At 64.9% G+C, this 22,332-nt stretch carries 23 protein-coding genes; 10 read left to right on the top strand and 13 right to left on the bottom strand.

The window, feature by feature from the left end:
- Nucleotides 1–83: 83 nt before the first annotated feature.
- The 3 genes from B2P87_RS07795 to fabF all read right to left on the bottom strand — a co-directional run bounded on the left by B2P87_RS07795 (nt 84) and on the right by fabF (nt 3,822).
- Entirely contained in the window at nt 84–1,289 is a 1,206-nt protein-coding gene (locus B2P87_RS07795) for an MFS transporter (protein WP_141890443.1), read from the bottom strand.
- 110 nt (nt 1,290–1,399) lie between these two features.
- Complete coding sequence (gene mltG / locus B2P87_RS07790; protein WP_141890444.1) at nt 1,400–2,557, bottom strand: endolytic transglycosylase MltG; 1,158 nt, start codon at nt 2,555–2,557, stop codon at nt 1,400–1,402.
- On the bottom strand, nt 2,557–3,822 hold the full coding sequence (gene fabF / locus B2P87_RS07785) for a beta-ketoacyl-ACP synthase II (RefSeq protein ID WP_141890445.1): 1,266 nt from the start codon (nt 3,820–3,822) through the stop codon (nt 2,557–2,559). The genes mltG and fabF overlap by 1 nt, the downstream gene beginning before the upstream one ends.
- 487 nt (nt 3,823–4,309) lie before the next feature.
- Between fabF and B2P87_RS07780 the strand changes: the two genes are divergently transcribed.
- Together B2P87_RS07780 and B2P87_RS07775 are read left to right on the top strand one after the other, a co-directional pair.
- Nucleotides 4,310–5,197 (top strand): PilZ domain-containing protein, encoded by an 888-nt coding sequence (locus B2P87_RS07780; protein WP_058287044.1) that lies wholly within the window; start codon nt 4,310–4,312, stop codon nt 5,195–5,197.
- 262 nt (nt 5,198–5,459) lie between these two features.
- A complete protein-coding gene (locus tag B2P87_RS07775) occupies nt 5,460–6,368 on the top strand; it encodes a PilZ domain-containing protein (RefSeq protein WP_141890446.1) in 909 nt (302 codons plus the stop codon).
- A gap of 64 nt (nt 6,369–6,432) precedes the next feature.
- Here B2P87_RS07775 and B2P87_RS07770 read toward each other — a convergent pair whose 3' ends face one another.
- From B2P87_RS07770 to fabD, 4 genes are all read right to left on the bottom strand, one after another.
- On the bottom strand, nt 6,433–7,176 hold the full coding sequence (locus B2P87_RS07770) for a HisA/HisF-related TIM barrel protein (protein WP_141890447.1): 744 nt from the start codon (nt 7,174–7,176) through the stop codon (nt 6,433–6,435).
- Between the two features lie 257 nt (nt 7,177–7,433).
- Entirely contained in the window at nt 7,434–7,667 is a 234-nt protein-coding gene (locus B2P87_RS07765) for an acyl carrier protein (RefSeq protein WP_005982462.1), read from the bottom strand.
- Nucleotides 7,668–8,083: 416 nt separating this feature from the next.
- On the bottom strand, nt 8,084–8,821 hold the full coding sequence (fabG, locus tag B2P87_RS07760; RefSeq protein WP_008555001.1) for a 3-oxoacyl-ACP reductase FabG: 738 nt from the start codon (nt 8,819–8,821) through the stop codon (nt 8,084–8,086).
- 56 nt (nt 8,822–8,877) lie between these two features.
- Nucleotides 8,878–9,810 carry an ACP S-malonyltransferase gene (gene fabD, locus B2P87_RS07755; RefSeq protein WP_141890448.1) on the bottom strand — a complete coding sequence of 311 codons (933 nt, stop codon included), beginning with the start codon at nt 9,808–9,810 and terminating at the stop codon, nt 8,878–8,880.
- Between the two features lie 179 nt (nt 9,811–9,989).
- On the opposite strand from fabD, the gene B2P87_RS07750 reads away from it, so the two are divergent.
- Entirely contained in the window at nt 9,990–11,237 is a 1,248-nt protein-coding gene (locus B2P87_RS07750) for a cytochrome b/b6 domain-containing protein (protein ID WP_141890449.1), read from the top strand.
- Between the two features lie 130 nt (nt 11,238–11,367).
- Here B2P87_RS07750 and B2P87_RS07745 read toward each other — a convergent pair whose 3' ends face one another.
- From B2P87_RS07745 to B2P87_RS07735, 3 genes are all read right to left on the bottom strand, one after another.
- Nucleotides 11,368–11,697 (bottom strand): hypothetical protein, encoded by a 330-nt coding sequence (locus B2P87_RS07745; RefSeq protein ID WP_058287049.1) that lies wholly within the window; start codon nt 11,695–11,697, stop codon nt 11,368–11,370.
- Nucleotides 11,698–11,869: 172 nt separating this feature from the next.
- Nucleotides 11,870–12,448, bottom strand: a complete 579-nt coding sequence (locus B2P87_RS07740) for a YceI family protein (RefSeq protein WP_141890450.1) — start codon at nt 12,446–12,448, stop codon at nt 11,870–11,872.
- Between the two features lie 154 nt (nt 12,449–12,602).
- Nucleotides 12,603–13,127 (bottom strand): hypothetical protein, encoded by a 525-nt coding sequence (locus tag B2P87_RS07735; RefSeq protein WP_141890451.1) that lies wholly within the window; start codon nt 13,125–13,127, stop codon nt 12,603–12,605.
- A gap of 313 nt (nt 13,128–13,440) precedes the next feature.
- On the opposite strand from B2P87_RS07735, the gene rpsF reads away from it, so the two are divergent.
- The 7 genes from rpsF to B2P87_RS07700 all read left to right on the top strand — a co-directional run bounded on the left by rpsF (nt 13,441) and on the right by B2P87_RS07700 (nt 17,386).
- Nucleotides 13,441–13,794: a 30S ribosomal protein S6 gene (gene rpsF, locus B2P87_RS07730; protein ID WP_008554352.1), complete on the top strand. Its 354-nt coding sequence runs from the start codon at nt 13,441–13,443 to the stop codon at nt 13,792–13,794.
- 28 nt (nt 13,795–13,822) lie between these two features.
- Nucleotides 13,823–14,050: a 30S ribosomal protein S18 gene (gene rpsR, locus B2P87_RS07725; RefSeq protein WP_005982441.1), complete on the top strand. Its 228-nt coding sequence runs from the start codon at nt 13,823–13,825 to the stop codon at nt 14,048–14,050.
- A 12-nt stretch (nt 14,051–14,062) separates the two neighbouring features.
- A complete protein-coding gene (gene rplI, locus B2P87_RS07720; protein WP_058287052.1) occupies nt 14,063–14,677 on the top strand; it encodes a 50S ribosomal protein L9 in 615 nt (204 codons plus the stop codon).
- A 175-nt stretch (nt 14,678–14,852) separates the two neighbouring features.
- A complete protein-coding gene (locus tag B2P87_RS07715; protein WP_141890452.1) occupies nt 14,853–15,044 on the top strand; it encodes a hypothetical protein in 192 nt (63 codons plus the stop codon).
- A gap of 549 nt (nt 15,045–15,593) precedes the next feature.
- A complete protein-coding gene (locus tag B2P87_RS07710; protein ID WP_141890453.1) occupies nt 15,594–16,070 on the top strand; it encodes a lytic transglycosylase domain-containing protein in 477 nt (158 codons plus the stop codon).
- Between the two features lie 162 nt (nt 16,071–16,232).
- Entirely contained in the window at nt 16,233–16,706 is a 474-nt protein-coding gene (locus B2P87_RS07705; RefSeq protein ID WP_141890454.1) for a hypothetical protein, read from the top strand.
- Nucleotides 16,703–17,386: an HTTM domain-containing protein gene (locus tag B2P87_RS07700; protein ID WP_141890455.1), complete on the top strand. Its 684-nt coding sequence runs from the start codon at nt 16,703–16,705 to the stop codon at nt 17,384–17,386. The genes B2P87_RS07705 and B2P87_RS07700 overlap by 4 nt, the downstream gene beginning before the upstream one ends.
- A gap of 66 nt (nt 17,387–17,452) precedes the next feature.
- Here B2P87_RS07700 and tig read toward each other — a convergent pair whose 3' ends face one another.
- The 3 genes from tig to B2P87_RS07685 form a co-directional block, all read right to left on the bottom strand.
- Complete coding sequence (tig, locus tag B2P87_RS07695; RefSeq protein ID WP_141890456.1) at nt 17,453–18,784, bottom strand: trigger factor; 1,332 nt, start codon at nt 18,782–18,784, stop codon at nt 17,453–17,455.
- A 198-nt stretch (nt 18,785–18,982) separates the two neighbouring features.
- Complete coding sequence (locus B2P87_RS07690) at nt 18,983–20,101, bottom strand: porin (protein WP_141890457.1); 1,119 nt, start codon at nt 20,099–20,101, stop codon at nt 18,983–18,985.
- A gap of 348 nt (nt 20,102–20,449) precedes the next feature.
- Nucleotides 20,450–21,574, bottom strand: coding sequence for a porin (locus B2P87_RS07685; protein WP_141890458.1), 1,125 nt, complete (start codon nt 21,572–21,574; stop codon nt 20,450–20,452).
- Nucleotides 21,575–22,332: the final 758 nt, after the last annotated feature.

The raw sequence follows: 22,332 nt of genomic DNA, 5'->3' as shown, positions 1-22,332 counted from the left end.
GGGGGGGCGTACGGCGGGGACGCAACGGGGGCGCGGCAGCACATCCCCGCCGGGACAGGGCAGCTAGTGATTGCTCAGCCTGCCTAGACCGAGGCATGGTCGCGCAGGCGGAACACCAAGGGCAGCATCATGGCGACCAGTGCCGCTGAAAACAGGAAGGGCAATCCCGGCAAATAAACGCCTCGCTCGTCGACTGAGGCCCGAAACAGCCCAGTCATGACCAGCGGCGACAGGATGGCCGCCAGCGAGGTCAAGGAGGCGATGACGCCTTGCAGGATACCCTGCCGGTCCCCGTCCGCCTGGTTGGACGCCATCGCGGTCAGCAGGGCCGGCACCAGATCGGACAGGGCCGCGAGCACCAGAAAGACGGTCAAGGCGATGATCGTGCCGGTGAAGCCGAACCCGGTCATGGCGATCAGGGCCGCGGTCATCCCCAGCATCAGGGTTCTGAAATCGCCCATCCATCTGATGAAGACCGGCATCAGCCCGCCCTGCACTCCGGCCAGCATCACGCCATAGGCCGCCAGCGACAACCCGATATAGAGCGTGGGCCAATCAAAAACCTCGCGGGTCCAAAAGGCCCAGAGGGTCGGATATACCATATTGGCGAATTCAAACACGAAGATGCAGATCATGGGAACCGCCAGCCCTGGCGTGCGGAAGGCGTCATAGACCGACTTGAAGGGGTTGAGGTCGCGTTTGCCGAAGGGACGGCGTTTCTCCGGCGGCAGGCTTTCGGGCAGTACGAAAACGCCGAACAGCGCGTTGGCAGCCGAGAGGACTGCTGCGATCCAGAAGGGTGCGGTCACGCTGATTTCCGCTGCAATGCCGCCGATGGCGGGCCCCAGCACAAAGCCGATGCCGAATGCGGCACCGATCAGGCCGAAATTCGCAGCCCGCTCCTTCGGGGCGGAAATGTCGGCGATATAGGCTGTTGCGGTGATATAGGTCGCCCCCGCCAGGCCGGCGAGGCTCCGCCCCAGAAGCAGCAGCCAGAAACTTCCGGCCAGCGCCATGATCACGTAATCCACAGCCAGCACCAGCAGCGCAGCGATCAGCACGGGCCTGCGTCCCGCGGCATCAGAGATGCTGCCGACGATGGGACCGCAAAGGAACGTCGCCCCCGCGTAGACTGCCATCAGCAGCCCGCCCCAGAATGCCCCCTGCCCGGTATCTCCGGCGCCAACGCGCGCCATCAGGTCCGGCATGATAGGGAACACAATGCCAATCCCGATCGCATCTATCATCAAGGTGATCAGAACAAAGACTATGGCCCGGTTTTTGAACATATTTCCCTATCGAACGCGGGCGGCTGCAAAGCAAGTGAAATTCCTGCGGCCGGGCAGACACAAAAAAGGGCGCCCTGCGGCGCCCTTTCCTCTTTCCCTGCCCCGCAGCCTCAGTTGTTCTGCTGCTGCTGGGCTTCGATCTCGCGCCATTTGGCGACGTTGGCGTTGTGCTCGTCCAGCGTCTTGGCAAACGCGTGGCCGCCGGTGCCGTCCGCGACGAAGAACACGTAATCCGTGGTCTCCGGGTTCACCGCCGCCTCCAGGCTGGCAAGCCCCGGGTTGGCGATGGGTGTCGGCGGCAGGCCCTCGATCACATAGGTGTTCCAGGGGGTGGCCTTGCGCAGCTCGCTCTGGCGCAGGCCGCGGCCCAGGATGCCTTCGCCCTTGGTGACGCCATAGATCACTGTCGGGTCGGTCTGCAGGCGCATGCCGCGGTTCAGGCGGTTGGTGAAGACCGAGGCAACCACGCCGCGCTCGGAGGCGACGCCAGTTTCCTTTTCGATGATCGAGGCGAGGATCAGCATCTCCTCGGGCGTCTTGACGGCCGCGTCGTCCGCGCGGCTTTCCCAGGCGGCGTTGATGCGCAGCTGCTGGCGCTCCCGCATCTCGGCCAGAACCGCGGCGCGTTCGGTGCCCGGGGTGACCTCGTAGCTGTCAGGCGCCAGCAGGCCTTCGGCGGGGCGTTCGCCCGGGTCGCCGTCCAGCACGTCCATCGCCTTCAGCGCCTCGACCACCTGCCAGCTGGTCACGCCCTCGGCCAGCGCGATGCGGTAGCGGGTGTCGGCATCCTGGCGGGTCTCGGTGTATTCCGCCGGCACCTCATCGACGCCGAGGATGAAATCGGCGATGTCCTCGAACTTATTCGTCGCCGGGTCCAGTTCGCGCACCAGGGTCTGGGTGCGGGTCACGCCGACGCGGTAGACGATCTCGGTGCCGCAGGTGGAGGCGCCGGAATGGGTGATCTCGTCGACGATGCGTTCCATCGACGACCCCGGCTCCACCAGGAAGCTGCCGGCCTTCAGCTGGCCGGTTTTTTCGCTGTATTTGGCGCCGAGGCGGAAGATGGTGCCGGAGGTGACTGCGCCCTGTGCTTCCAGGTCGCGGCTGACGCGGGCCATGTTGGAGCCGCGATCCACCCGCAGGCAGATGGCGGTGTCCAGCGGGCCTTCAGCCGTGTACTGCGACTTGCCCCACAGGATGAGGCCGCCCAAGAGGAACAGGGCGGCGATCAGGACCGTCAGCATGTTAGAGGCGAGGCTGCGCCACATCAGTCAGGTTTCCCGAAGATCACCGAGGCGTTGGTGCCGCCAAAGCCGAAGGAGTTCGACAGCGCCACCTTGATCTCGCGCTCGCGCTTGGCGTTGGGGGCCAGGTCGACCGGGGTTTCCACGGCGGGGTTGTCGAGGTTGATGGTCGGCGGGGCGACTTGGTCGCGGATTGCCAGGATCGAGAAGATCGCCTCGATCGCGCCGGCCGCGCCCAAGAGGTGGCCGGTGGCGGATTTGGTCGAGGACATGGTGACATTGGCGGCGTGGTTGCCCAGCAGCCGCTCCACCGCGCCCAGTTCGATGGTGTCGGCCATGGTCGAGGTGCCGTGGGCGTTGATATAGTCGATGGCCGACGGCTCCAGGCCCGCGTTCTTCAGCGCCGCACGCATCGAGCGTTCGCCGCCCTCGCCATCCTCGGAGGGGGCGGTGATGTGATAGGCGTCGCCCGACAGGCCGTAACCCAGCACCTCGGCATAGATCTTGGCGCCGCGGGCCTTGGCGTGCTCGTAGTCTTCCAGCACCACGATGCCGGCGCCCTCGCCCATCACAAAGCCGTCGCGGTCGCTGTCATAGGGGCGCGAGGCTTTCTTGGGGTCGTCGGCGTATTTGGTCGACAGCGCCTTGCAGGCGTTGAAGCCCGCGATGCCGATCTCGCAGATCGCCGCTTCGGCGCCGCCCGCGACCATCACGTCGGCGTCGCCGGATCTGATCAGCCGGGCCGCGTCGCCAATGGCGTGGGCGCCGGTCGAACAGGCGGTCACGACGGAGTGGTTCGGGCCCTTGAAGCCGAAACGGATCGACACCTGGCCGGAGATCAGGTTGATCAGCGCGCCGGGGATAAAGAACGGCGACACCCGGCGGGGGCCTTTCTCCTTGATCATCACGGCGGTGTCGGCAATCGACGACAGCCCGCCGATGCCGGAGCCGATCATCACGCCGGTGCGCAGGCGGCTTTCCTCATCCTCGGGCGTCCAGCCGGCGTCGCGCACGGCCATGTCGGCGGCAGCGATGCCATAGAGGATGAAGTCATCAATCTTCTTCTGGTCTTTCTTGGCAACCCAGTCGTCCGGGTTGAAGGTGCCGCCGCTGCCGTCGCCGCGCGGAACCTCACAGGCATAGGTCGTGGTCACGCCGCTTGCCTCTGCGTCAAACTGGGTGATGGGGCCCGCGCCCGACTGGCCGTCCAGCAACCGGGTCCAGCTTTCCTCGACTCCGCTGGCCAGAGGGGTAACCAGGCCCAGTCCGGTGACAACTACTCGACGCATTCCTTGCTCTCCTTTGCCTCGGCAATCCGTCCGTTCAAATAGCTTGGAATGACCGGCAGGTGCAAGAGCGGGCTGGCAGCAGCCGGGACGAGACAAAAAACGGGCTGTTACAATAATTTCACAATGCGGGAACTTTTGGTTAACGACTCTGGCGTAGGTTGAGTTTATCAAATCGAGAAACTCGGCATCCGTCCTCAAGGATTGCCAAAGCGGGCTGGAGCTCTGGGCCATTTTGTCTCCAGCCCGCATTTTTTTCCGGCGCTTGCCGCCGCCTGTTCCAAAACGGGCGGGCCATGGCGATGCGGCTGAAACGCGATCTCCCTTATTTCTCTGCCTGTTTGCGCCTGGCTGCTGTGCCGCGCGGCGGTGCGCGCCCTGGCATATGACGCCGCACAGGTTTTCGCCCGGGGCGGCCGCGGCGTTAACCGCACATTCGCTTCTTTGCGGCATTCTTCTGTTCTGGAAGGATTTGAGGAACGACCCTGCTATGCGCCAATGGCTCTCCATAGCTGCAACCCTGCTGGTGATCGGCCTGCTCCCCGGGCATGCAAGTGCCGGCTGTGCCGTGCACCGCGACCTGTCGGATCTGCACCGGGCCACCAAGGGGTTTCTGTCATATCTGCGCACCGGCGAGGGCGCTTACAGCGTGCAGCATCTGCGCAGCTGGATCAGCACAAATCCGCCGGCGCCGCTGCGGCAGCGGATGCGGGCGGTGGGGATCCAATCCGTCGAGCCCGGCGCGATGGAGCTGCTGAAGCGGCAGACGGTGCTGCTGCAGATTCTCGACACCCAGGGCCGCGCCGCGGCGCTGGAAAGCGCCCGCCACATGGGCATCAGGGAACTGGCGGCGGAGTTCGGCACCCGGGTTGAGGCCCTGCCCTGCGACCAGGTCAAGGATGACGGGCACGGCAGCAAGCTGGTGGCGGTCAATGCAGCGGACGCGCGCCAGCGCCAGCAGATCATCAATGCCGCGATTGCTTGGGTGTCCTTTCTGGTGCTGGGCGGCAGCGTGCTGTATTTCCTGGACCGCATCGGCATCCGCAGGATCCGCCGCACCAAGCGCTACCCCTGCTCGGTGCCCTGCGTGCTGCAGGCCGGCGGCCGCACAGTGCCGGCCCATCTGGTCGACCTCAGCCGGGCCGGTGCCAAGGTGCGCCCCGACGCCCCCTGTGAAATCCCGGCGCGGGTCACCCTCACGTTCGGCGGCTACACCCTGGACGCCAGCGTGCGGTGGCAGACGGCGGATTATTTCGGGGTGCAGTTCGCCCGGGACTTCAACTTCCTGCAGCTGCACCGCCTGCTGGAAGCCTTCCCGATGGAGGATGAAGACGGCCCCCCGCGGGCGGCGCGGATGCCGCCCGGCCTGGGGATTTAACGGCCGCAGCCCTATGCCGGCGCTGCGGCCTGCGCCCGGAGCGCCCAGCCCGGCTGCACACGCCCCCTTGAGACCAATGTGAACCGCCAGGCCGCCTTGCAGCACCAGGGCGGCCCGCGCGCTGCGCTGGCGGCACCTGCCCCGCCTGGCCTGGCAGCCGCTGCGCAGTTTTAACGGAAAATTGCTGCGTCCGCTTGCCGGGCGTTAAGACGTCAAAGCTAAACCCAAGGGAGATTGTTGCACAGTTACGCGAGTCCCTTGAATGGTGTCCAAGTCTCTCGTTCTTTCAGCCGCCGCCGCCCTGGCGCTTGCTGCGGGCAGCCCTGCCGCCGCCGCGGCTCCGTCCTCCTCCCGCGCGACCTGCATGCTGCTGTCGGATCTTGTGCTGATGCAGTACCAGATGCGCAAATTCCACGACATGCTGAATGCCGGCACCGACACCGGCGAGGCGCGCAGACTGCATCACTGGCTGAGCGACCATCCCCAGGTGGACCTGCGCATCCGGCTGCGGCGGGCCGGGCTGCAGAACTTTGAGCGCTCCACGCTGGATCTGATCACCCGCCACAAGGGCCTGCTGGAAATCCACCGCAGGCACGGGCCCGGCAAGGCGGAGGCGGAGGCAAAGCGCCTTGGCACAGACGCCCGGCTGCAAAGCTACAGCGCGCGCATCCTGCCCCTGCCCTGCAACTACGCTCCCCCTGAGGACAGTGCCGGCGGCGCGCTGAGCGGGCTTGGCCAGCTGAAGCAGCTGCCGCAGGAGGCGGTCATCACCGGTTCGCTGCTGACCCTGATTCTCGGCGCGGCGGCCGGGGTCCTGGCGCAGCGCCTGGCCCGGCGGCGGCTGCGGCTGTCCCGCCGCCACCCTTGCGCGCTGCCCTGCTTCCTGGAGTGCGGCGATCACCGCTTTGAGGCGCGGATTGTGGACATCAGCCGCCTGGGCGCCAAGGTGCGTGTCGGGCTGGAGGACGGCCAGCCTGTTCCGCTGATCAAGGGGGATGTGACGGCCAGTGTGACCGGCCTGCCGCCGATCGAGGCACAGACCATCCGGCAGGACCACGACTATGTCGGTATAAAGTTCAGCAGCCGGCTGGCCCGGGCGGAGCTGAAAAGGCTTCGCAAACGCAATGCGGCGCAGACCGTTGAGCCGCAAGCCGCGGTCAGCCCGGCCTGACGCCGCCCGGCCGGGCGCGGCCTGCAGCCTGCTTTTGCAGACCGCAGGCCGGCTGCAAATGGCGTTACTGGAATTCCGCCACAGGTTCCGGTTCGGGCCGGGCAACGGCCAGCGCTTCCTCAACCGACAGCGTCTTGCGGAACAGCGCCCGGCCCACCATGGCGCCGGCGATGTTGGGAATGTACTTCAGCCGCGAGACATCATCGGAATTGCGCACCACGCCGTTGGCGATCACCGGCAGTTTCACGGTGGACGCCAGATGCGATATCAGCCCCATCTGCGCCTCGGTATCAGCGACGTCGGAATCGATGTCGGTGATGATGATGCCGGCAAACGGTGCGCCCGCAAAGGCCTCCAGATAGGCCTCTGGGGTGAAGGCGCCGGATTTGCGCCAGCCGTCGGTCATCACCTGGCCCTGCCAGATATCGACCGCCAGCACGATCTGGTCCGGGTGGTGTTCCGCCAGTTCGCGCACCAGATGCGGGTCGCGCGCCGCAAGGGTGCCGATCACGATGCGCCCGGCGCCCTTGTCGATCCAGCTCTCCACCTGCTCGCGCGAGCGCATGCCGCCGCCCAGCTGGACAGGAACGCCGGCGCCGCGGATGATATCAAGGATCAGCGCCTCGTTGCTGTAGTCGCCCTCAATGGCACTGAAATCGGTCAGATGCATCCATTCCGCGCCTGCGGCGGCAAACCCCTTGGCGGTTTCCACCGGATCCACGTGCCAGATCTGCGGCTCGTCGAGGCGGCCTTTTTCGAGGCTCACGCAGCGGCCGTTCTGAATCTCCATCGTGGGGTATATCATCATAGTGCCAGTCTCCTCTGTGCTCTGCCTGTCGCGGAAATATTAGCACGGATCGCCCCCTGCGATACGCCGTATCCTGACCCATTGTGGAACAATTGCGGCACCCGCGCCGGGCCGGCTGGTAGCGCAAACAAGCACCAGGCCGGATCGCCGCAGGCGCAGATTCGGCCGCCGCCGCCGCGGTCCCAGGCGGGCAAAAGAAAACGGCGCCCTCCGCAGGGGAGAGCGCCGTTTTTAATCCGGTCATCCGGACGCGTCTATCAGGACGCTTCGGAGATGAACTTGACCGCGTCGCCGAAGGTTTGGATGGTTTCGGCTGCGTCGTCCGGGATCTCGATGCCGAACTCTTCTTCAAACGCCATCACCAGTTCCACGGTGTCCAGGCTGTCTGCGCCCAGATCGTCGATGAAGGAGGCGTTTTCGGTGACCTTGTCCTCTTCAACACCCAGGTGCTCAACAACGATCTTTTTAACGCGATCTGCGACGTCGCTCATGTCTCTTCCTCGTATTTCAGGGCACTCTGCCCGGTTCTGCCCTTGCCCGTGCGGGCGGCGTGGTTATTGCCCGGAGCGGGCGGTGTGATCCCCGCGGGACGGGGACAGTGCGGCGTTTCCCTTAGGAAATACCTGCGGATATGGGCCGCCTATAGCATAGACCGCGGCCAAGGCAAACGGTTTCGCTTGGTAACAAACTGTGCTGCGGCCCGCACCCTGCGGGTATCAAGCCGTGCAGATGGCCCCGCAATCAAGTGGTTGCAAGCCGGTTTGCGGAGTTTTTTGCAATTCCGCCTCTTTTCAACCGCTTGACGGCGGCGGCGGGCCGGGGTGCCGGGCCGCCGCGGCCGGACGCGGGGCAAAACAGGCGGGAAAAAGCCCTGCAGTCCGGCTGCAGGGCCCGGCACTGCACCCGCTCAGATCATCGCCATGCCGCCATTCACATGCAGCGTTGTGCCGGTGACATAGCCGGCTTCCTGGCTGGCCAGATACAGAACCGCGGAGGCGATTTCCTTCGATTCCCCCATGCGGCCGGCCGGGATCTGGCTCAGAATCGCATCCTTCTGGCTGTCGTTGAGCTTGTCGGTCATCGCGGTGGCGATGAAGCCCGGCGCCACCGCGTTGACGGTGATGCCGCGGTTGGCGACCTCATAAGCCAGCGATTTGGACATGCCGACCATGCCGGCCTTGGAGGCGGCATAGTTGCCCTGGCCCGGGTTGCCGGTGGCGCCCACCACCGAGGAGATGTTGATGATACGGCCCCAGCGCGCCTTCATCATGCCGCGCAGCACGCCGCGGCACAGCCGCATGGTGGAGGTGAGGTTCACGTTCAGGACGGAGTCCCATTCCTCGTCCTTCATCCGCATGAACAGGTTGTCGCGGGTGATGCCAGCGTTGTTGACCAGGATGTCGACGGAGCCCATCGCCTCGGCCGCCTGCTTCGGCAGCGCCTCGACTGCTTCGGCGTCGGAGAGGTTGCAGGGCAGCACATGGACGCGCTCGCCCAGCTCCTCGGCCAGCGCCTTGAGCGGCTCCTCGCGGGTGCCCGACAGCGCCACAGTGGCGCCTGCCGCGTGCAGCGCGCGGGCGATGTCGCCGCCGATGCCGCCGGAGGCGCCGGTGACGAGGGCATTCTTGCCAGTCAGATCAAACATGTCGTTTCCTTCACTTTCGGATCCGGGCCGCGCGGGGCGGGCGCCGGAAAATCTCTTTATGCTTCAGCCGCGGCCTTGGCGTCCTCGGGGGTGCCGACCTGGCGGCAGGACAGATTGCGGTCGATTTTGCGGATCATGCCCGACAGCGCCTTGCCCGCGCCGATCTCCCAGAATTCGGTGACGCCCTTGGCGGCCATCGCCTGCACGCTTTCGCGCCAGCGCACGGAGCCGGTCACCTGCTCCACCAGCAGTGCACGGATTTCGTCCGGGCTGGTGACGGCGTCGGCGCGCACGTTGGCAATCAGCGGCACCGCGGGGGATTTGATTTCGACACCCGCCAGCGCCTCGGCCATGGCATCGGCAGCAGGCTGCATCAGGGCGCAGTGGAAGGGGGCGGACACCGGCAGCATCACCGCGCGCTTGGCGCCCTTCTCCTTGGCAATTTCCGCCGCACGCTCGACTGCGGCTTTGGCACCGGAGACCACCACTTGGGTGGGGTCGTTGTCGTTGGCGGCCTGGCAGACCTCGCCCTGCGCAGCTTCCTCGGCCACAGCGCGCACGGCGTCAAGGTCGAGGCCCAGGATCGCGGCCATCGCGCCCTCGCCCACCGGCACGGCGCTTTGCATGGCCTGGCCGCGGGTGCGCAGCAGGCGGGCGGTGTCGGTCACCGAGACCGCACCGGCGGCCGCCAGCGCCGAGTATTCGCCCAGAGAATGCCCGGCCACAAAGGCGGCTTTGTCAATCGTCACGCCTTCGGCCTCCAGCGCCCGCATGGCAGCCATCGAGGTGGCCATCAGCGCCGGCTGGGCGTTCTGGGTCAGGGTCAGGGTTTCGATATCGCCCGCCCAGATCAGTTGGCTCAGGCTTTCCCCCAGCGCCTCATCGACCTCGTCAAAGATGGCCTTGGCTGCCGGATAGGCATCGGCAAGCGCCTTGCCCATACCGATGGTCTGGGCGCCCTGGCCGGGGAACACGAATGCGATCGTCATTGAAGACCTCGTCTGTTTTAGCGTTTGGCCTGATGTAACGGCCCTTGACGCAACGCACAAGCAAAGCTGCAGCCTGCGCACCGCGCCTGTGCACGGATGTAGGGGGCGCGGATGTTGCGCGGGGCGGCGGTGTTGCTACCTTGAGGGCAGACCGCGACTTGAAAAGGACCCGAAGCGCCATGCCCGGCCAAAACACCTTCCAAAGCTATGGCAGCGTTGCCAAGACCTTTCACTGGCTGACCGCGCTGCTGATCTTCTCCGCCTTTCCGCTGGGGTATTTCGCCAATGAGCTGGCGCATCAGATACAAAGCCCGGGGTTTGATGGCAGCCAGGCGGTGATCGAGCGCGCCACGCTGTTGTTCTCGCTGCACAAGACCATCGGCGTGGCGGTGTTCTTTACCGCGCTTCTGCGCATCCTCTGGGCGCTGAGCCAGCCGAAACCCGGCCTGCTGCACCCGGACCGCAAGGCGGAGGCGCTGGCGGCGGAGATGGTGCATTGGCTGCTCTACGGCTCGCTGGTGGCGGTGCCGCTGAGCGGCTGGATCCATCACGCCGCCACCACCGGCTTTGCGCCGATCTGGTGGCCGTTCGGGCAGAGCCTGCCGTTTGTGCCGAAGTCCGACGCGGTGGCGGGGGTCTTTGGCGGTGTGCACTGGGTGCTGGTCTGGACCCTGGCGGGCGCGCTGGGCCTGCATATTGCCGGCGCGCTGAAGCATCATGTGATCGACCGCGACGCCACCCTGCGGCGGATGCTGCCGGGCCACGCCAGCCTGCCGCAGCCGCCCGCCCAGAGCCACAGCCTGCTGCCGCTGCTGGCGGCGCTGCTGGTCTGGGGCGGCGTGCTGGGCGGCGGCGCGGCGCTGGGCCTTTTTGGCGGCAAGCAGGCGGTTGAAACCGGCACCGCCGCCCCCGTCGTGGCCGCGGACCCGGACGCCGGGGCGGAAAGCGGCTGGGTTGTGCAATCGGGCACCCTGGGGATTACCGTGACCCAGATGGGCGGCGCGGTCGCCGGCAGCTTTGGCGAATGGTCCGCCGTGATCAACTTCGAGGAGCCGGCGGCGCCGGGTCCGGCCGGGGATGTGGAGGTGACTGTCGCCATCCCGTCGCTGCAGCTGGGCACGGTAACACAGCAGGCCATGGGCGCGGATTATTTCGACAGCGCCGCTTTCCCCGCGGCCCTGTTCAAGGCGGAGATCGAGAAGCTGGCGGAGGGCTATCAGGCAACGGGAACGCTGACGATCAAGGATCAGACAGTGCCGGTCACCCTGCCATTCGATCTGGCGCTGGAGGGGGACAGCGCGAAGATGACCGGCGGGCTGACCCTGAACCGGCTGGATTTCGGCATCGGCAAAAGCCTGCCGGACGAAAGCTCGCTGGGGTTTGCCGTTGATGTGGCGGTGGAGCTGGAAGCCAAGCGGGCGGAATAACCGGCGTCGGGGGGGCGGCTTCCGCCAGCCCTTCTAATCCTTGAAAGCCCCGGCAAGCGTGCCGGGGCTTTTTCTGCCTGCAGGATCATGCCTTGTGCGGCGGCGCTCGTCCTGGCGCCTGGCCGCGGCTTCAGTGCCTGTGCCAGTAGTAGCCGCCATGGCGGCTGTGGTGCCGGTGGCCGCCGTGGCGGCGGTAATGGTGCCGGTCGCGTCCGGCGTAGTGGCGCCGTGGGCCGTAGTAGCCGTAATGTTTTTTCGGCTGGTGGTAATAGGCGCGGCCGCGGTGGCGGTCCCGGTCTTTATCCAGGCTGTGGACAATGACGCCGAGGGCAATCAGCCCGGCAAGGGCGCGGGCCGCGTCGCGGCCTGAATCATGGGCGGCGGCGGGCGCGGTAAACGCCAGGCTGGCTGCGAGGGCCAATGCCGCACCGGCTGAAGCGAGAAAGCCTAAGCGGGACATGGGTGCCTCCTTTCCGAAGTGGCCGGAGGGGCCAGCATAAGTGTGCGCCTTCGGAGGCGGAAACGCCAGTGAACTTAGGTCACGGTTTGGGGAGGCGGGAGCAGGCGGCCAAAGGAAAACCGCCGGCCCCAAGGGAGCCGGCGGCTGCAATTTCGCGGAGACCTTTGCCGGGTCAGCTGTCGGCCTTCATCGCCTCGACCGAGATCTTGATGTTGACCTCGTCGCTCACGAAGGGGGCGAACTGGCCGAGGTTGTAGTCGGAGCGCAGGACCTGGGTGGTGGCGTCGAAGCCGGCCCAAGGCTTCTTGGCCATCGGATGCTCGCCTTTCTGGTTCAGCTTGGCATCCAGCACCACGGATTTGGTCACGCCGTTCAGGGTCAGATCGCCGGTGATCTTGGCGGTTTCCTCGCCGGTCACTTCGATGCCGGTGGAGGTGAAGCTGATGGTTTCATCTTCGGTGGCGTCGAAGAAATCCTTGGTCATGAAGTGATCGAAGCGCGCCTGCCAGCCGGTGAACATGCTGCTGAGCGGCATGGAAACGGAGACGGAGGAGTTGGCCGGGTCTTCCTGATCGAACATGATCTCGCCCTCAAAACCGGCGAACAGCCCGTAGGTGGTCGAATAACCCAGGTGGTTGTAGTCGAACAGGATCTGGCTGTGGCCGGGATCCAGAACGTATTTCTCGGGGGCGGCGGCAACGCCGGTTGCAGCGGCAGCGGCCAGGGCGGCGGCAAGCAGGGTCTTCTTCATGGGAAAGGCTCCGTCTGAATTAATCTTGTGCAACAGATGCGGCGAATGGCTCCCGAAAAGGAAGCCGGCAAAAACCAACAGTATCTGTGAGCGGGCGAACACAAAACCCGGCTGTTGTGCAGCCGGGCCTGTCTCGCGCAAAAGTGATGGGCGCTCAGGTCAGGATCCGCACCGCGCCGCTGAACTGGTCGCGCAGCTGGCTGCGCATCGCGGAAGACTGGAGCGGCAGCTCGATCAGCAGGGTGCCGCCGGCCTCGTACAACTGCACCGATGCGGCGGTCAGCCGGACCGCGCCGAGGCTTTCGTAGCTGCGGCGCAGCACCGTGGCCGGGCGGCCCTGCCCGTCCCGCTGCAGCAGGCGCAGCTCGCGGCGGACCGGATCGAAACAGGCCTCGGACCGGCGGCCGGGCCCCTGCGCGGTCATCAGCACCAGCCCGGCCAGCAGGAAGGCCACCGACACCCCCATCCGGATCAGGTTCATCTCCGGATCGGCGCCGGCCCCGGGCACCAGCCACAGCCCAGTGGAGCCAAGGATCATCGCCGCCCCCAGCAGCCGCAGCAGGATCAGCCGCAGGTTCCAGTTTACCTCCAGCCGCAGGCTGAGCGGCATCGCCCTGGCCGCAGCACCAAACGCCGCGGCGCCGGAGGCCATCGCCGGGGTATGATCTGTTACTGCCATCTGACTGCCCTTTCCAAAGCTGCCCTGCCCGCGCGGAACCGCTCTTGCGTTCAGGCGCGCCGTTTGCGTTAAGATTTCGTTAAACATTCCGGCCCGGCATTGGGGCAGCAATGGGGCGTGCCTGCGGTTTTGCAGCGGCGGCCCGCTGCGGCCCCTGGACCGCGCCGGTTTTTGCCTTGCTCTTTGCGCCTCAGCCTGTATAGGAGGCCCTGCTTCCGCGACACTTTCGATCCGCGCAGCCTCTCGTGACCAGGCAGTGGAAGCATGTGATGCCCGGTCTATGAAATGCGCCTAGACACAAACAGGAGTTCGCATGCCACTCTATGAGCATGTCATGATTGCGCGTCAGGACCTGTCCAACTCGCAAGCAGAAGGCCTCATCGAACACTTCGGTGCTGTTCTGTCCGACAACGGCGGCAAGCTGGTCGACCAGGAGTACTGGGGCGTCAAGACCATGGCCTACAAGATCAACAAGAACCGCAAGGGCCACTATGCCTTCCTGCGCACCGACGCGCCCGCGTCTGCCGTGCAGGAAATGGAGCGCCTGATGCGTCTGCATGATGACGTGATGCGCGTCCTGACCATCAAGGTCGACGAGCACGCCGAGGGCCCTTCGGTCCAGATGCAGAAGCGCGACGAACGCGGCGAACGCCGTGAGCGCCGCTGATCAACGCTTGAGAAAAGGACGCTAAATCATGGCAGCCAAACCGTTTTTCCGCCGCCGCAAGGTTTGCCCGTTCTCGGGCGACAACGCGCCGAAGATCGACTACAAGGACACCCGTCTGCTGCAGCGCTACATCTCTGAGCGCGGCAAGATCGTTCCTTCGCGCATCACCGCCGTTTCGGCCAAGAAGCAGCGTGAGCTGGCCCGTGCTATCAAGCGCGCCCGCTTCCTCGCCCTGCTGCCCTACGCCGTGAAGTAAGGAGATAAGCAGATGCAAGTTATCCTTCTTGAGCGCGTTGCAAAACTGGGCCAGATGGGCGACGTCGTTGACGTGAAGCCCGGCTTCGCCCGGAACTTCCTGCTGCCGCAGGGCAAGGCAAAAACCGCCTCCGAGGCCAACATCGCTTCTTTCGAAGCCCAGAAAGCGCAGCTGGAAGCGCGCAACCTGGAGACCAAGAAAGAAGCCGAGGCTCTGGCTGCGAAGCTGGACGGCCAGCAGTTCATTGTGATTCGCTCCGCATCGGACGCGGGCGCGCTGTACGGCTCCGTCACCCCGCGCGACGCGGCTGAAGCTGCAACCGAAGCCGGTTTCTCGGTCGACAAGAAACAGGTCGCCCTGATCGCTCCGATCAAGGACCTCGGCCTGCACTCGGTCTCCGTCAAGCTGCACCCGGAAGTCGAAGCCACCATCAAACTGAACGTTGCGCGTTCGGCAGAAGAAGCCGAACTGCAGGCATCGGGCAAATCGATCCAGGAGCTGGCCGCCGAAGAGGAAGCCGCTGCTGAATTCGAGATCTCCGAGCTGTTCGACGATATCGGCTCCGCAGCCTCCGACGACGACGAAGGCCCGGCAATCGAAGCCGCTGGCGACGAGGAAACCAACTGATCCCTTCGGGTCAGCTGAGACATGGGAAAGGCCGCCTTTTGGGCGGCCTTTTTCAGTTTGCGGCGGCCAACGCTAAAAGCCGGCCTAAGTTTTAAGAACATGCGCGTCCGCCATAAACCTTCCGTTTGCCGTTCCTTGCCAGCATGGCAGCGGGAGCAGAAGGGAGGGGTTTGCCTTGGATAACGAACTGGAGCGTGAGGAACTGGCGCTGCGCCGGCGGCTGCTGTTTCGGCTGTTGCGCGGCCACCGGTTCGACCGGCCGGACTTCAGAACCGAAGCGATTGCCGATATCGTGCCCAAGGGCCTGATTGCACCGGACCGCAGCCTGTTCGGGACGCCGGACAAGCCAGGCCGCACGGCTGGCTGACACGGCTGGCTGATATGGCGGGCTGATATGGCGGGCTGAAACGGCGGGCAGCGCCCGCGGGACAGGCTGTGCAACGTCAATTTTATGCCTGGCCAGACTCCGCCGAAAGCCCCGCTGCCGGAGGCGCCCGGCGCAGCCGTCCGCGCGCCGTGCTGCGCCCCGGACGTGCCCCGAATTCCAGCTCTGAAAGACAGTCTGGCCGGCGCCCGGCCAGGGGGTTGTTGGGACCGCGGAAAATTGGGAAACAGCCGCGGCCCCGTCTGCCCGATTTGGTCAGATGCCCCACAGGCGTGAGGGGCGATCTGCCTGAGGGTCGTGTTGCCTCAATGCGCATCCCCAATATGTAGTGGGTGGGCATATTTAACAAATGTCTAATGTTTAAACTTTGAAGAACCCGCCTGCCCCTCTCAGAACAGCCCCGCTCAGGCGGAATCCCCCTGCCGGTTTGGCGGTTCCCCGCCGCTGGCGGCCCCGGTGGCACGGGCAGGATTGCAGCGCGCGCCGAGGCGGGTAATCTGCCCGGCGTGAGAAACCGCTTTCGGAGGCCGCATGACGCGCCGGACCCCTTTGATCTTGTTTTTTGCGGCTGCAGTGCTGTCTGCCTGCGCCAGCACCGCCTCCCCGCCGGAGGTGTCCAGAGCCGCCCCGCCGCTCTACCCCAATGAAACCCCGGATCTGCGCCAGAAGATCAACTATTGGGCAGATCACTACGAGGTGCCGCGCAGCCTTGTGCACAGGCTGGCGGTCCGCGAAAGCACCCACAGGCCCAAGGCGGTGAACCGCCCCTACTACGGGCTGCTGCAGATCCTTCCCGCGACAGCGCGGTCGATGGGCTTCAAAGGCGAGCCTCAGGAACTGCTGGATGCCGACACCAACCTGCAATTTTCCGTAAAGTACCTGCGCGGCGCCTGGCTTCTGGCTGACGGCAGCCAGGACATGGCGGTAAAGCATTACTCGCGCGGTTATTATTACGAGGCCAAGCGCCGCGGCATGCTGGTGGAAACCGGCCTGCGGCCTGGAGGCTGACACCCGCCGGATCCGCATCCGCAGCGCCCCAAGGGGGCGCTGCCCGGCCCAACGGGACGCCGGGCTTTCCGCAGGAAAGCGCCAAGGACGGGCGGGAGTGCCGCGCTGCGCATCTGGCGGGGCTTTAGCAAAATTCTAACCGGCGCCCGCTTTACTGGCGCCATGCTGACCCTGTTCAAACTGCTGCTGCCTGCGCTGATGCCGTCCTGGCGCTTCTTCAAGTCGGTGGACCCGTCGCCTCGGGTGGAATGGCGCCTGCTGGCCAGTCCGTCCGCTGCGCTCGCGCCCTGGCAGGAATTCCGGCCGCGCCCGCAGCGGCTCAGCCCGCAGGCCGTGGCCGGGCGGATGCTGTGGAATGCGCGCTGGAACGAAAGCCTGTTTCTGGTCAGTTGCGCCGAGCGGCTGACGCTGGCGCCGACCGAACACAGCCGCCAGGAAATCCTGCGCCGGATCGCGGCCGATCTGCGGCGCGGGCAGCCTCCCGGCGCGCTGCAGCCGTACCTGCAGTTCCGCCTGGTTTTTCTGGACCGGGCGGAGGACGGCCAACTGATCAAAGCCGTCACCTATCAGTCCGAGCCGTATCTGATGGCCGCCCTCTCCGCTCAATCGGCACGGGCCGCACGGGCCGCCGCATGAGCCTGGAGCTGGCCCTGCGCGCAACCGAGGTGCTGCTGGCGCTCGCCTTTCTGCAGCAAAGCGCCGAGCATATGGCAGGCTTCCGGGATGAGCAGATCCTGCACGGCCCCCGCCTGCTGCTGACCGGGCTGCTGCTGTTCGGGATCGCCACGCCCTGGGTCCTGCTGGGACTGGTGATCGTGGGGCTTTTGCTGCTGCAGCGGTTTCAAGGCCCCTACAATGGCGGCAGCGACAAGATGAGCCTCTTGATCCTCTGCTGCCTGACCGCGGCCCGCTGGCTGCCGTCGGAGCAATGGCAGGAATACGTCTTTGCCTATCTCGCCGGGCAGCTGGTGATCTGCTACTTCATCTCCGGCCAGGTGAAGATCGTGAACCCCGAATGGCGGTCCGGGCGGGCGCTGCAGGATGTGTTCCGCTTCTCGGCCTATCCGGTCAGCGAAGGATTGCGCCGCCTGGCGGACCGCCCGCGGCTGCTGTGGGCGATGGGCTGGGCGGTGATGCTGTTCGAGGTGCTGTTTCCGCTGGCGCTGTTCAGCCGCGAGGCGCTGGTGCTGGCGCTGTTCACCGCGGCGCTGTTCCACCTTGCCAATGCCTGCCTGTTCGGGCTGAACCGGTTCTTCTGGATCTGGCTGGCGGCCTACCCGTCGCTGCTGTGGCTGCAGGAGCGGGCGGTTCTGTGACCGGGCCGCGCAGGAAAAAGGCCGCCCCGGGGGCGGCCTTTCCGTGATCTTGCAGGAAGGAGAGAATTACTCCTCTTCCAGCGCCTCAACCGCCTTTTCCAGCTCGTCTTTGGAGACTTCTTTCTCCTCGACTTTGGCCTGGCCGACGATGTGGTCGACAACCTTGTCTTCGAAGATCGGCGCGCGCAGCTGCTGCTGCATCTGGGCGTTCTGCTGGATGAATTCGAAGAACTGACGCTCCTGGCCCGGGTACTGGCGGGCCTGGCTCATGATCGCCTGGGTCATCTCGGCGTCGGTCACTTCGACCTCGGCTTTCTGGCCCAGCTCGGCCAGCAGCAGGCCCAGACGCACGCGGCGCTCTGCCAGCTTGACGTGCTCTTCGGTCGGCTCGATCTCACCGTGGTTGTGATCGTGCACTTCTGGGTTGTCCTCGTGCCACAGCTGATGCGCGATCTGCTTGGCTTCGGCGTCGACCAGCGACGGCGGCAGGTCGAAGGAGACCAGCGCATCCAGCTTGTCCAGCAGCGCGCGCTTCAGCACCGCGCGGGCGGCACCGGCGTATTCGGCTTCCAGGCGCTCAGCGATCTGGCCCTTGAGCGCGTCCAGGTCGTCAGAGCCGAATTTCTTGGCCAGCTCGTCGTTGATCTCAGCCGCTTTCGGAGCCTTCACCTCTTTCACGGTGCAGGTGAACACGGCCTCTTTGCCAGCCAGGTGCTCTGCGCCGTATTCCTCGGGGAAGGACACGGTCACATCTTTTTCTTCACCGGCTTTGGTGCCGACCAGCTGCTCTTCGAAGCCGGGGATGAAGGAGTTGGAGCCCAGCACCAGCGGGTAGTCGTCGCCTGCGCCGCCCTCGAAGGCTTCGCCGTCGATCTTGCCGACGAAGTCGATCACGACCTGGTCGCCGTCTTCGGCTGCTGCGCCCTCTTCGCGGGCTTCGAATTCCTTGGCGGTTTCGGCCAGGTTGGCCAGCGCTTCGCTGACGGCTTCGTCTTCAGCCTTCACAACCAGCTTTTCCAGCTCAACGCCGGAGAAGTCGACCTCGGGGATTTCCGGCAGTGCCTCGTAGGACATCTCGACGTTGACGTCGTCGCCTTCTTTCCAGTCTTCGTTGGTCATCTTGACTTCGGGCTGCAGCGCCGGACGGTCGCCGCTGTCCTCGAAATGCTTGTTCATGGCGCCGTCGATGGATTCCTGCATCGCTTCGCCCATCAGGCGCTGGCCGAACTGCTTTTTCAGCAGCGCCATCGGCACCTTGCCCTTGCGGAAACCCTTCATTTCGATTTCCGGCTGAGCTTCGACCAGCTTTTCGTTGACCTTCTCGTCCAGCTCGGCGGCGGTGACGGTGATGGCGTAGCCGCGTTTCAGACCTTCGTTCAGCGTCTCGGTGACCTGCATCCTATTCCCCATAGAGATTCGGGGCCCCTGTGCGAGGTGCCCCCAGACAATTTGCGGTCTTCTATTTCCCCCGGCGCGGCGGCGCAAGGGGGATTGCCCCTTTCCTGATCAATCCCGCGCATTTCCGGGGTGCCGTAACGAAAAACACGCCCCGCAATGGGGGCGTGTCTGCCGTTCTGAAACCGGGGAAGGTGCGGTTCAGAACTTCCAGCGGGCGCCGGCCAGGATGACGTTTGCGTCCTGGTAGGTTGCGGGGCCGGTGTCGGCATAGGAATAGTCGCGGTAGGCCAGGTAGGTTTCGACATTATAGGCGTCGATCTTCTGAACCGCGGCCACGCCCCAGGACTCGGCGCTGTCGCCGGCAGTGACCATGTCGGAGCCGTCATAATAGTCGACCGAGAAGGAGGTCGACCCGGCCGCGATCAGGTCCGCCGAATAGCCCAGCTTGGCATAGGCATAGGTGCCCGCGATGTCGCGCTCGCCCGCGGCGAGGTTCAGCGACAGGCCGGTGGCCTTGTGCAGAACCGCAAAGGAGCCGGAGATGTCGCGGGCGTCGGCCTTGCCGGTTTCCTCGGTCCAGGAGGCGCCGATGCCGGTGTCGATGGCAAAGCCCGCGGCGTCGTCATTGGCCCACCGCACCGCCACGTCATAGCTTTCGCGGTCGTTGGCATCCTTCAGGACATCGGTGCCCCAGGAGGTCGAGAAGGTGAACCCCGCCAGCTCCGGCGAGTCATAGCGGACGCGGCCCAGGCGGCTGCCGTCGAAGTCAGTGAAGACATCGCCGATTTCCACGGAGCTGAGTGCGCCGGCGCCGGTGCGGAAGGCATAGCCGCCTGCGGAGTCAGCCACCGCGTTCGAGGCGCCGAGGCCGGTGCCGGAGAAGTCCGCGCCGGTGATGCCGTCGGTTGCCATCGAGCCCTGACCGGCCGAGAACCGGCCATAGCGCGCTGTGTCGAACTGGAAGTCGACGTGGCGGATATTGGTGCGGTCCCAGCTGATGTTGTCGCCGGTCGAAAGCTGGCTGACCCCGTCCGACGAGCGGAGGCCGAAGGCGGTCTCGAAGTTGAACCGCAGGGTGTTTTCGCCATAGGCCTGCTCCAGCCAGAAGCCGATGCGCGAGTTGGAGGCCGCGTTGTCGGTCAGCCGGTTGAAGTCCTGCCCGCCGTCGTCAAAGGACTGGTAGACGGGGTTGAACTGGCCGTACCAGCGGAAGCTGCCGCCGGTGTCATTGGTATAGGTGGGACCTGCAAATGCCGGTGCGGCAAGTGCAGCTGCGAGGGAGGCTGCGCCGGCGCGGGCTGCAATCTTGGTTTTCATATTCTGTCTCCTGTTCCGCCGCTTACGGCCGCTGTCCGGCACAGGCCAGCGCAGCAGCCGAGGGAGCCTCTGCGCGCGTGGCATGAATTCCGGGTCAGATGACCGCTGCGGCATGTGTGAAAATCTGCTCGTGGCAAAAAATCACCTGCACCGTAGCGCTGGCATGAACCGGGAGATGTGAAGACGGTTACGTTGGCGCCCCGCCTGGCGCAAAGCGGCTATGCTTTCTGCGCAACTCTGAGCCGGCAGCCAGCCGGTCCCGCCGCCGCAGGGGTTCAGGGCAGCCCCCATTGCAAAACGCCCCGGGTTCCCGGAGCGTTTTTTCCGTTTCGAAGCTTGCTCTGCAGGTCAGAACTTCCAGCGCGCGCCCAGAACCCAGGTCGAGACATCCTGGTAAGACGCCGCGGCATCCTCATAATCATACTCCTGGTAAGTCAGGTATATGTCGGTATTGAAATTCTCAACCTTCTGAACCGCACCGACACCCCAGCCCTTGGAGCTGGAGCCGTTCACATTGAAGTCCTCGCCTTCATAGTAATGCACCCCAAGACCGGTCTTGCCCCAGGGCAGCCATTCGTTTTCATAGCCGATCTTGGCGTAGTAATAGCTGGGGTCACTGGCGCCCGCCGCGTCATTGTCGCGGGTGCCGCCCGCAACGGTGAAGCTGATCCCGTTGTCCAGCAGCACCGAGGCAGAGCCGATCACGTCGGACCGCTCATCGCCGTCGTCTTCGCGCACCTGATAAGCCAGGGATGCGGCGAAATTGGTGGGACCGAACTCCTGCCCGTAGAACACGCCGATATCATAGTAGTCGGCTTCATCGGATGAAGAGAGGACGTTCTGCCCCCAGGCCAGGCCTGCGGAAAAGCCATTGAAATCCGGCGTGTCGTAACGGATGCGGCCGCGTCTGGACCCGTCGAGATTGTCAAACGCATCCGCCAGGACCGGCCCGCTGAGCGCCCCCACTGTGTCGCGGATCAGGAACCCAGCATTGGAGTCGACCTTGAAGGAGTAGAGCGCGGTGCCGACATAAGACAGATCCGTCTCAGCCGCGCCGTCCGCCAACATGCTGCCCTGCCCGGCCGACAGCTTACCCCAGCCACCTTCCAGCCAGAAGTCCACGTGGCGCAGGTCCGCCCGGGTCCAGCCGCTGTAGTCGGAGCCGAGCTGGTTCACCTCGGTCGAGTTCGGGAAGCCCAGACCGGCCTCGAACCGGAAGCCGAAGGTGTTGGCCCCGAACGGCTGCATCAGCCGCAGGCCGATCCGGGAGCGGGACAGGTCATTGTCGAGCAGGTTGGTTTCGGTCTGTTCGCCATCGTCGACAGAGATGATGGCGGGGTTGAGCTGGCCATAGATTTCGACATAGCCGCCGGACTTGTTTTCGTATTTCAGCTCAGCCAGGCCCGGCTGCGCCAGGACGCATAGTGCAGCCCCCGCCGCGGTGGTTGTTTTCAGAAGACGTTTCACGGCCATCCCCCTTATCAACAATGCACTGATGAACATTTGACCGGCCGCTGTCAGCGTCCTGCCGGGGCGAAGTATAGCACAGGCGCGGCGAAAGAGGAAAACCTATCCCGCCGTCTGGGCAAGCCGGCCAGCCGCCGCAGCCGGGCCTTGCGCCCGCATGATTGACTTCGCTGAAAAATGGTGCGGGTGAAGGGACTTGAACCCTAATAGGGAGTGAAATGATTACTGATTGATTGATTACGTGCCCTCGACCCGCATTACCTTCGGATTGCAGCGGATCACACTAAAAGTAACACCGTCCGCAATCTTACCTTTGATCTTACTTTTGAAGGGTGTAGTTCAAAAAGTAAGGTTGCCGCTGTGTTCGGCTGGCTCGGGAGATTTGAGAGGTCAGATCAAACGGCCGCCCACATAGTGCGATGATGACCACTACGGCAAGCACGATACCGCCGATTGAGGCAGCGCTATGGCCTGCTAGCTGAGACTTTAGCCCATACGTACGACAAGGAACTCAATCGTGCCTGATGCCTTCAGGGCGCTTAGCCCCTCGGCGCCCGTCCTGCAGCGCCTGGCGCGTGGCAAGATCGCCGAGGCCGTGCGGCATGCTCGCGAGTAGGATGTAAAGCGGTTGAAAGGATATTGGCCCCGGCGACGGCCGGGGTAATTTCTGCACCCTTGCTGTCGAGACTGGAAAATAGCCACTCGCTGTTAGTGTAACATCAATGCTCTACCGCACCGACCTGGTGACCTGCCCCCCGCGAAAT

It is taken from the genome of Leisingera sp. UBA4491 (assembly GCF_002388965.1).
GTDB classification, from domain to species: Bacteria; Pseudomonadota; Alphaproteobacteria; order Rhodobacterales; family Rhodobacteraceae; genus Leisingera; species Leisingera aquaemixtae.
Note: the sequence above shows the minus strand (reverse complement) of the source record. Positions and strands in the feature narration are given on the sequence as shown.